Source organism: Klebsiella sp. GG_Kp173, from assembly GCF_040062415.1.
GTDB classification, from domain to species: domain Bacteria; phylum Pseudomonadota; class Gammaproteobacteria; order Enterobacterales; family Enterobacteriaceae; genus Klebsiella; species Klebsiella quasipneumoniae.
Genome location: NZ_JBEAFZ010000023.1, coordinates 72,097 through 82,424 on the forward strand (window position 1 = coordinate 72,097; position 10,328 = coordinate 82,424).

General features: G+C 34.8%; 8 protein-coding genes. All 8 read left to right on the forward strand.

The features are described 5' to 3' along the window. Positions 1-7 precede the first annotated feature (7 nt). Positions 8-1,405, forward strand: coding sequence for an undecaprenyl-phosphate glucose phosphotransferase (wcaJ, locus tag ABLU50_RS12960; protein WP_087832114.1), 1,398 nt, complete (start codon positions 8-10; stop codon positions 1,403-1,405). A 24-nt stretch (positions 1,406-1,429) separates the two neighbouring features. After that, positions 1,430-2,539 carry a glycosyltransferase gene (locus ABLU50_RS12965; protein WP_087832115.1) on the forward strand — a complete coding sequence of 370 codons (1,110 nt, stop codon included), beginning with the start codon at positions 1,430-1,432 and terminating at the stop codon, positions 2,537-2,539. Further along, a complete protein-coding gene (locus ABLU50_RS12970) occupies positions 2,540-3,385 on the forward strand; it encodes a glycosyltransferase (RefSeq protein ID WP_087832116.1) in 846 nt (281 codons plus the stop codon). A 28-nt stretch (positions 3,386-3,413) separates the two neighbouring features. Then, positions 3,414-4,241: a glycosyltransferase family A protein gene (locus tag ABLU50_RS12975; RefSeq protein ID WP_087832117.1), complete on the forward strand. Its 828-nt coding sequence runs from the start codon at positions 3,414-3,416 to the stop codon at positions 4,239-4,241. Then, positions 4,238-5,668, forward strand: coding sequence for an MOP flippase family protein (locus tag ABLU50_RS12980; RefSeq protein ID WP_087832118.1), 1,431 nt, complete (start codon positions 4,238-4,240; stop codon positions 5,666-5,668). The genes ABLU50_RS12975 and ABLU50_RS12980 overlap by 4 nt, the downstream gene beginning before the upstream one ends. Positions 5,669-6,247: 579 nt before the next feature. Next, entirely contained in the window at positions 6,248-8,260 is a 2,013-nt protein-coding gene (locus ABLU50_RS12985; protein ID WP_140414658.1) for a hypothetical protein, read from the forward strand. Positions 8,261-8,417: 157 nt separating this feature from the next. After that, a complete protein-coding gene (gndA, locus tag ABLU50_RS12990; RefSeq protein ID WP_087832120.1) occupies positions 8,418-9,824 on the forward strand; it encodes an NADP-dependent phosphogluconate dehydrogenase in 1,407 nt (468 codons plus the stop codon). Positions 9,825-10,066: 242 nt separating this feature from the next. Further along, the coding region (locus tag ABLU50_RS12995) for a sugar phosphate nucleotidyltransferase (protein ID WP_040224752.1) at positions 10,067-10,328 on the forward strand (262 nt) is incomplete at its 3' end.

Sequence of the window (10,328 nt, forward strand, 5' to 3'; positions counted from 1 at the left end):
AATTATAATGATATCTAAAGCCCAGAGAGTTCATTCGAAAGCGAATGCTTCATTAATATCAATGCTTCAAAGATTTTCTGATATATTTATGATATTAGCAGGATTGTATCTGATCCTCAAAATTAATAAACAACAGGTTGATTATAAATTTCTTGTCATTTTTCTGATAGGACTAGCTTTTTTCCAAATGATTGGCGGTATTACTGATTTCTATCGTTCCTGGCGAGGTGTGAATTTTTCCGCCGAGATTAGTCTGATCATACGTAACTGGAGTGGTAGTTTTTTATTTACTTTGGGAATTGTCTATTTTTTCTCTTTTGGTAATGTTAAAGCTATTCTTTTTCTCGAATGGTATTTTATAGTTATAATCTCCATTGTTCTCTCGAGGGGGGCTATTCGAGTAGGTGCTGGATTCTTCCGTCGAATGGGATATAATACTCGAAACGTTGCGGTGGCTGGTGGAGAAGGAGAGGGTATCAACCTACTTAACAGTTTTAAGAAAGAAGCTTGGCTCGGATTCAATGTAATAGGTATTTACGATGATACGAAAAATATAGACACTCAAGGGTTGCCATATGTTGGAAATTTAGCAGATTTAGTTGTTGATGCTAAAAATGGTAAATTGGATCGCATATATATATCTTTGAAAATGTCAGAGTCTGCGAAAATAAAATCATTAATAACGGAACTGAAAGATACAACATGTTCAGTAAGTTTAATACCTGATATGTTGACTTTTAATATATTGCAATCACGTACAGAGGAAATAAATGGAATACCTGTTGTACCTCTTTTCGATACACCTCTCAATGGGATAAATATGGTAATTAAAAGGATGGAGGATATTGTGCTTTCATTCTTAATACTATTACTTATTTCACCATTACTTATTTGTATATCATTGGCTGTGAAATTGACATCTTCTGGTCCTGTGATATTTAAGCAAATAAGATATGGTATGGATGGTAAACCTATAAAAGTCTGGAAATTTAGATCAATGAAAGTTATGGAAAACGACGGTGTGGTTACACAGGCGAAGAAGCATGATGTGCGAGTAACTACTGTAGGTAAATATTTGCGGAAGACTTCTCTTGATGAGTTGCCACAATTCATAAATGTTCTTATGGGTAATATGTCTATAGTTGGACCGAGACCGCATGCCGTTGCGCATAATGAACAATATAGAAAACTAATCAGAGGTTATATGTTACGTCACAAGGTTAAGCCAGGTATTACTGGTTGGGCTCAAATAAATGGTTGGAGGGGCGAGACAGATACAATTGACAAAATGGAAAAAAGAGTTGAGTTTGATCTTGAATACATTCGTTCATGGAGTCTATTTTTTGATTTTAAAATAATTTTTTTGACTATATTTAAAGGATTTGTTAATAAATCAGCTTACTAATGATTTATATCAGGACAACAATAAATGAAGATCTTATTAATTCATAATACCTTGCCAAGCTATAGAGTTCCATTATTTAATAATCTTGCAAAAAAAAATACGGTACATGCGTATTTTTATGCTGCAAGTCTTAATCAAAAAGTATATGGTGATACAAATAGATTTAATGAGTTGAAAAATGTCACACTCATTGAAAATTTTCGCAGTAAAGAGAATATTAAAGACCTCATTAGAGGAGAATATTCACATATTATACTTCCCCCTCTGGATGATTTTAAAGCGTTACTAGTATCGTATTTCGTTCTGTTTTTGTGCAACAAAAAAAGTAAGTTATGCTTGTTTTGGGAGAAATGGAATGTTGAATTTGCAAGAATGGGTATTAAGAAGAAATTAAAGAATATATTTTTGCATTTTGCTATTGGCTTATTAATTAAAAAAATAGATGTTTTTTTATGCCCAGGTATTAAGACTAGACAGTACTTACTATCACTAGGAGTTGAGTCAAAACGCATAAAACTAGTTGGTGATTGTTCTGCTATAGAAGCTCCTTTGAATTTTGAAGCTGACAAGAAAATTAGGGATGAGTACGTATCTAATGATGCAACTGTAATTCTTTATTATGGCAGGATTATTCACCGCAAGGGATTAGAGATATTAATCAATGCCTTTCATAGATTGGAAAAAGAAGGGAAAAACGTTTTTTTGCTTGTGTGTGGTGATGGTCCTCAAAGGAAAGATTTTGAAAAATTAGCCCAAACACTTAATATTACTAATATAAAATTCATGGGTTATATTGCTCCGGAAGAAAGATATAAATTTTTCACAGCAAGTGATCTATTTGTTCTCCCAAGTTATTATTTTGATGACGTTAATGAGGCTTGGGGCCTAACAGTAAATGAAGCGTTGGCATATGGCCTACCCGTTATTGCAACAGATATGGTGGGGTCAGCTCATGATTTAATAACACCAAAAAATGGTATATTAATCAAAGAAAATAATACTGATGAACTATATTATGCGATTAAACAAGCTATAAATACAAATTATAATAAATCTGAAATTGTTGCAAGTGTTGAAAAGTATAATCCTTCAGCTGTGTCCAGCAATATTTTAAATGCTATGGGGAATAACTAAATGAATAATGGAAATGAGCTGGTTTCTGTTTATATACCGACGCATAATAGAGTTGACATGCTTGAAAGAGCAATCATGTCAGTTTTAAAGCAGTCCTATCCTAATATTGAGATCATTGTAAGTGATGACGGTTCACAGGATAATACTAAAAAAATCGTAACATCATATATGCAGCAATATTCAAATATTAAGTATGTTTTCTCATCTGAAGCAAAAGGGGCTTGTCATGCCAGAAATCTTGCAATTGCAAAGGCTTCAGGAACGTATATTACTGGGCTAGACGATGATGATGAATTTACACAAGATAGAATCGAGGAGTTAGTTAATTTTTGGAAAGAAAATCCTAATTTTAGTTTTCTTTGTACTGCAATGCAAGTTATCACGAAAAATGGTAAATTTATTAAATTTGATAAACGAAGAAAAATTTCTTTAAATGATTGCTTAAACGAAAACATTATTGGAAACCAAGTTTTTACCAAAACATCAACTCTCAAGAGTATAAAAGGATTTGACCCTGAAATGCCCTCATTACAAGATTATGAGTGCTGGATTAGACTTTGTAGTAATTTCGGGGATGGTTATAGCTTGGGTTCACCAACTTATATTCTTCATACTGAACATGAAAAACCACGAATAACAAATAATAATAAATTGAGAATATCAGTATCAAGGCTAATGAATAAACATTCAAATATAATGTCTGTTGCAAACAAGAAGAATTTAGATTTTATTTTTTATTATTATATAAATAAAAATGTAACTATCAATTGTTTGTTAAGAAATTTAACAAAATTAAATTTATATAGATACTTTAAATTCAAACTGAAAGCGATTTTAACCAAATAAGCTATTATATATTCATAAGAGATTAAGTATGATAAGCGTTAATATAACCACTACAAGTAACAGAACCTCTTTGTGTGCAGCCACTATTTATTCATTTTATAACCAAAGTATTAGGCCTGATATAATAAACTTATGGATATCTAGAGAGCCCTATTTATCAGATGATGGATTTACTGAAGTTCCAAAATTTGTAGAAGAATTAAACATGATATGTGATCTCATTAAAGTTCATTTTGTTAAAAACACAGGTCCATATCGAAAGATATTACCTGCATTAAAGGAAGCTTCTAATGATGACGTATTAGTATACGCTGATGATGACGTGATTTACAGCTTTAAATGGCTTGAAGAGTTATATAATGAATTTATAAAACATAATCGGGAATACGTAGTTGCATCACGTGTAAGAATGATGAAAAGAAACTTTACCGGTAACTATTGTAGTTATTCAATGTTTCCTGTTATTACTGAAAACATTATTATGAATAATGATTTTCTTATAACTGGCGTCGGCGGTGCGGTTCTTATGAAAAAGCATATAAGAGATGAATATCTTACAAATGAAGATTATTTAGAAATAGCTCCAAAAACTGATGATGTATGGATTAGTAAGATTTTGCAATTATCGCATTCATCTGTTGTGACATGCCCTCGTGGCTTATCCTGTATCATGGAGATCACTCATAATACTGATGCTCTAAGTTATTATAATAATCAATTGCGATATAATAGTGGTTTGCTTACAAAAATCACTAGGAAATTAAAAGCTTTCTTTTATAGAAAATTAGGGTTGTCATTGACTAATAATGATTTGTCTATTAAAAAAGTTAACAAGTTTTTTAAGAGTTCTTTATGAATCTATTAAATAATGTCAAGTGGGTTTCTTTTTCACAGTTTATAAAATTGTGTTGCCAGTTCGTAAGTGTTATTTTCTTGTCGCGTTTACTATCTCCCCATGATATAGGCTTAATGGCTATGGCTTTAGTTGTAGTCAATTTTGCTAACATTATAAGGGATTTAGGTTCTTCAGCAGCAATTATCCAAAGGAAAGAAGTCACGGAGGGATTGAAATGTAGTTTGTTTTATTTAAACCTTTTATTCGGTCTCTTATTATTTGTTATTATATTTATTTCGGCGCCGTATATTTCAACATATTTTCATTCCGAAGGTTTAGTTGATGTTTTGAGATGGCTTTCCTTGAGTTTTCCCATATATAGTATCACCTCAATCAATCTAGCACTTCTTGAACGCCAATCAAGATTCAAAGTAATTTCCTTCATTGAAATGTCTACTTCTGTGTCTTCTTTGATTTTGGCTATTTGTTTGGCTTTTTCAGGATTCGGTGTTTTTAGCTTAGTGTATCAAACTATTTGTTATGCTGTTCTAAGTGCAATACTGTTTACAACTTATTCTGGATGGTTGCCCAAAATATACTTCTCATTCAAAGAAATTAAAAGTGTATTTTCTTTTACTTCTAATTTAATTATCTTTAATTTAATAAATTATTTTTCAAGAAATTTAGACCAGATTATTATCGGGAAATATTTTTCGAGCCAAATTTTAGGTGTTTATTCTTTAGCATATAGGGTAATGTTGTTCCCGGTACAGAATATTACGTTTGTTTTAAGTCGATCAATGTATCCTGTTTTGAGCCATTATTGTGATGACAAGTCAAAAGCATTCGATATTTATTTAAATACGATAAAAAATATCGCAATGATTACGCCAGTTATCATGTTTGGCTTGTCTGTCGTGAGCAAGGACTTCGTGTTTGTATTCCTTGGAGAAAAATGGTTGGGGGTTTCTTCGATTTTAATCTACTTGGCACCTACTGCAATCTTGCAATCATTTATAAGTACTACTGGTACAGTTTTTATGTCACAAGGTAGGACTGATCTTTTACTGAAGATATCAATATTCAATTGTATTCTACAATGTGCGGCCTTCATTATCGGTATCAATTACAATATAACGACTTTTGTTATATTATACTTCTTCGCTAATTTTATAATGTTTTTCCCAAATTTATATTTGGCAGTTAAGGTATTGGATGGTCATTTTATTAAAGTATTGAAATGTATTTCTCGTCCATTATTGGTTGCGGCACTTACTTCCATTTCGGTGGTAATTATTCGTAACTTTCTACCATTATTTAATAGTGTGGGAGCTATGTCTTTATCTTTCAGCTGTCTGGTTGGATGTCTTATATATGTTATTTTGCTTTTTTATTTTGAGCGTGATTTTTGTAAAGTCGTAATTTTAAAAATATTACGAAAAGCCTAATTGTTTAGGCCTTTCTTTTTATTTTTTTTTAAAGGTTTATAGTATAAATACCATTTTCATCTGTATGGGTTGTTTTGAATTTTTACCTTTTTAGGATGTGTATCTTCTATGTAAATTTTTACTTTTCCTGTAAAGCGCTTAGCGTTTCAAATTATGCCTGAAACGAATTTCAGATAACTCTCGAAATAAGAGATAGAATTAATTCGGAAAACTTCATTTTTTTTAGAGGGTAATTACTTCTCCAATGCCGTTCGACATGAAAAAAAGCTGCATCGCTTCAGGCAGTCAGGAAGCAGTTAAGTGTATATTTTGGAAGGCTGAATTCCAAAATTATAATCTAGCTATTGTAAGAGTAATTATCTTACGGCATTTTATAAGATAAAAGGATACTGACTAACAATATAGTATGCCCGTGTTTCTAAGAGAGTTTTAATACCGTTTAAGTATTAATCTATGATACCAAGTCGTTATTACAAACTTTAGTAAGAATATTTTTCATAGATTCAGATCACATTTATTTGGCTACTTATTAAGTATATATTCACTTGATAGGTTTTTTGTTCTGTTGGGGATTTTAATTTGAAAAGACGTGATTTTATCAAAGCTACAGTTCCCATTGTTGCTTTTAGCCAACTATCAAACCATTCAAATGCCGGAACCAGTACTCCTACTGCTCAGTATCGCAATATGATTACCTGTGATTGCTTGGATGATTTGTTACAAACAGAGCCAGAATACGAAGGGCAAAGTCTTTTATTAATTAGGGCAATAATAAATGGCCCTGTTTTAAATGAGATTTTTATTCATGATTCTTATGATTTGTCATCAGAACAGGATGGGGTTTCAATCTTTAGAACTAAAAACGGTGCATGCTGGAAAGCGGATATTTCTAATGGTTACAATCCGTTATTGTTAGGTTTTACTGAATCAGATAATAATCTAGCTGAATGCATAAATCGATTAATATTAATCATTGTCAAAAAAGCAGTAAGTAACTCGACTGACTACATTTATAATTACACTATTAAAATTGCTCCTCCCTCTAATGATGCTAAATGTTATTATATGAAGCATTCTATTGTTTCTCCTTCATTTTTATCATTCAATTTTTTGGCAGCGACTGTATTTGATTATAAATTTGCAACGAATACCAATGCTTTTATTATAGATAATAGTTTGTTCCCTGAGTTACGTAAAGAAAATTTATCTAAACGCTATTCTTCTAGACAAATAATGTCGTGGAATACTGAATCTAGCTTCTTTGTTGGGGCTAAAATTATATTAAATCATCCGACAGGCGAACATAAAAACTTTAATTGCGGGCTTTTAATTGGTAATTCTAAGTCCGGATATATTGATGCAAGAGGCACTAATTTCTCTAACTTTTCGTGTTTTGGGTTTTATTATGGCCTGTGTATAAACTCTTTCGATACGTATATACTTAGTTTTAATCAATTCCATTTCGGAAGAAATAATATTGCTATATGCATACTTGGTTCATATAAGGAAAATGCTGGTGAGAAAATTACTTTTATTAATGGGACAATAGCAGACTCAGATTCTGATCTAATATATATCGAAAATAATGCCTTTGAATTATTTTTTTCAAATTGCTCACTAGATTACCCTACTGGTGATTTAATTAAAATAAAAAATAATGGAAATTCCTATATATCTTTTAATCAATGCCATATTGAAGGTGTGCAAGGCTGTTTGGTTAATGTTATTGACTCTACTCTATATCCTAGGTTTGGTAAAAAAATAATATTCAGCAATTGTATGATTGATCTTCATTCGGGTCAAAAAGAAAAATTCAAAACATGGTTTTTTTCTTCAACCCCAAATACATTTATATTAGTTGATGAGTCCACTCGTATTTGGTTGGGTGTTCGAAATTATAAAGACTTAGGTAGTTCTTACTATGCTTTAGTGCCTTTTTCGTCAAAAAATAAAGTTTTGATTAAATGGCATCAATCGCAAGAGGATTTATATCACAACTCTTTGGTTCCACTTGCACAGGTTTCTTATGATTCTACGTCGTTAATATCCATAAATACATTTTCGGGTATAGCTCATCAAAAGTATACAGCTAATAAAAACAAGTTTGATGCCGATGGGTGGTTTGTTAGTGATGGTGACTGGTTCTATGGTGAAAAAGATAAAGAAGGATATCAATCATTAAAAGTTCTCTCATATGATTCAAAGGCAGAGTTTGATTTGACCTATGGTGTTCCTATTCATGATAATATTTTCGAGAACTATAGATTTTTTGGGTTAGTTGAAGTTGGTGATGATTTTAAAGGCAGGATTGAAATTGCGGGATTTCTTAATTATCATTTCCTCGAAGAAGAAAAGATCTTGAAGCCAAATTTAACGAGAAAAATAATTGGGACTAAAACTATTGTAAGCAAAGATTTCATTAGCCAACATTCAAATTTGATTTCTTTTGCTACCTACCCAGTCAAAGTCCCTCAAGAAAACAAGTTTTTTGTTACTCTTCCTTTTTTGGTCGGCGGTATACAATTTACTGGTTTTACAGGCACAATAGCCATAAAATTACCAGCTGTTGCAAATGACAAGTTACTTTCCTGATTTCATCCTATACTAGGCAGGTTAGTTTGTTGAGAAATGCCTTAACACATTGTCTTTCAGTATAAAACTATTTGTTGTCTACTATTTATGAGTTATTATCAACTTCTAGCCGTTTCTTGTAATTGACTTATTGTACTAATAACATCAGGAGTATGTAATGTCCAAGCAACAGATCGGGGTTGTCGGTATGGCAGTGATGGGGCGGAACCTTGCGCTGAACATCGAAAGCCGTGGTTATACCGTCTCCGTTTTCAACCGCTCCCGTGAAAAGACCGAAGAAGTGATTGCCGAGAATCCAGGCAAGAAATTGGTTCCTTACTACACAGTACAAGAGTTTGTTGAATCCCTCGAAACACCACGTCGTATCCTGTTAATGGTGAAGGCAGGGGCTGGTACAGATAGCGCCATCGACTCCCTGAAGCCTTACCTCGACAAAGGCGACATCATCATTGATGGAGGCAACACCTTCTTCCAGGACACCATCCGTCGTAACCGTGAACTGTCTGCCGAAGGTTTCAATTTTATCGGTACTGGTGTCTCCGGTGGTGAAGAGGGGGCTTTGAAAGGACCTTCCATCATGCCTGGTGGGCAGAAAGAAGCCTATGAGCTGGTTGCTCCGATTCTGAAGCAGATCGCGGCGGTTGCTGAAGACGGTGAGCCCTGTGTGACTTATATCGGTGCTGACGGTGCGGGCCATTATGTGAAGATGGTTCATAACGGCATCGAGTATGGCGACATGCAGCTGATTGCTGAAGCTTATGCGCTGTTGAAAGGCGGTCTGGCACTTTCCAACGAAGAGCTGGCGCAAACCTTCACCGAATGGAACGAAGGTGAACTGAGCAGCTACCTGATTGACATTACCAAAGATATCTTCACCAAGAAGGATGAAGAGGGTAAATACCTTGTCGATGTCATTCTTGATGAGGCAGCAAACAAAGGTACCGGTAAGTGGACCAGCCAAAGCTCACTGGATCTCGGCGAACCTTTGTCTCTGATCACCGAGTCCGTTTTTGCTCGTTATATCTCTTCTCTGAAAGACCAGCGTGTAGCCGCTTCGAAAGTGCTGAGTGGTCCGCAGGCTCAGCCGGCCGGTAATAAAGCTGAATTTATCGAAAAAGTGCGTCGCGCGTTATATCTCGGTAAAATCGTTTCCTATGCCCAGGGCTTCTCGCAGCTGCGTGCTGCTTCTGATGAATACAACTGGGATCTGAACTACGGTGAGATCGCTAAGATTTTCCGCGCTGGGTGCATCATTCGTGCGCAGTTCCTGCAGAAGATCACTGATGCTTATGCGCAAAACGCTGGTATTGCTAACCTGTTGCTGGCCCCGTACTTCAAACAGATCGCTGATGACTATCAGCAGGCGCTGCGTGATGTCGTGGCGTATGCCGTACAGAATGGTATTCCGGTACCGACGTTCTCTGCCGCAATAGCTTACTACGACAGCTACCGTTCCGCAGTTCTGCCCGCTAACCTGATTCAGGCTCAGCGTGATTACTTTGGTGCGCACACCTATAAGCGCACTGATAAAGAAGGTGTATTCCATACCGAGTGGTTGGAATAATCTTTATATACCACAGTCAGGCCAATCGGCCTGACTGTTAGCTATTGGTAGTTATTCTACAATAATCTGATCAAAGTTATCTTATTTGCACGTCTTCGTCATTTATCCAGCTCTAATAAAGCAAATTCTTATCTTTTAAGAATTTGCCATATTTATACTTTTGTATACCTATAATAAGCTACTTCTGGCCTCAGAATATATCTGGGTGTTTTATAACAGGGTTTTAATTAAAGGATCTTAATATGTTGCTTCCTGTGATCATGGCTGGCGGTACCGGCAGTCGTCTCTGGCCGATGTCTCGCGAGCTTTATCCGAAACAGTTCCTCCGCCTGTTCGGGCAGAACTCCATGCTGCAGGAAACCATCACCCGACTCTCGGGCCTTGAAATCCATGAACCGATGGTCATCTGTAACGAAGAGCACCGCTTCCTGGTGGCCGAACAGCTGCGCCAGCTCAACAAGCTGTCCAACAACATTATTCTCGAGCCGGTCGGACGCAACACCG

What these genes read in the sequence shown, in the direction of transcription:
- ABLU50_RS12970 (WP_087832116.1), top strand. Translation starts at nt 2,540, where the DNA reads ATGAATAATGGAAATGAGCTGGTTTCTGTTTATATACCGACGCATAAT.
- ABLU50_RS12980 (WP_087832118.1), top strand. Translation starts at nt 4,238, where the DNA reads ATGAATCTATTAAATAATGTCAAGTGGGTTTCTTTTTCACAGTTTATA.
- gndA (WP_087832120.1), top strand. Translation starts at nt 8,418, where the DNA reads ATGTCCAAGCAACAGATCGGGGTTGTCGGTATGGCAGTGATGGGGCGG.
- wcaJ (WP_087832114.1), top strand. Translation starts at nt 8, where the DNA reads ATGATATCTAAAGCCCAGAGAGTTCATTCGAAAGCGAATGCTTCATTA.
- ABLU50_RS12965 (WP_087832115.1), top strand. Translation starts at nt 1,430, where the DNA reads ATGAAGATCTTATTAATTCATAATACCTTGCCAAGCTATAGAGTTCCA.
- ABLU50_RS12975 (WP_087832117.1), top strand. Translation starts at nt 3,414, where the DNA reads ATGATAAGCGTTAATATAACCACTACAAGTAACAGAACCTCTTTGTGT.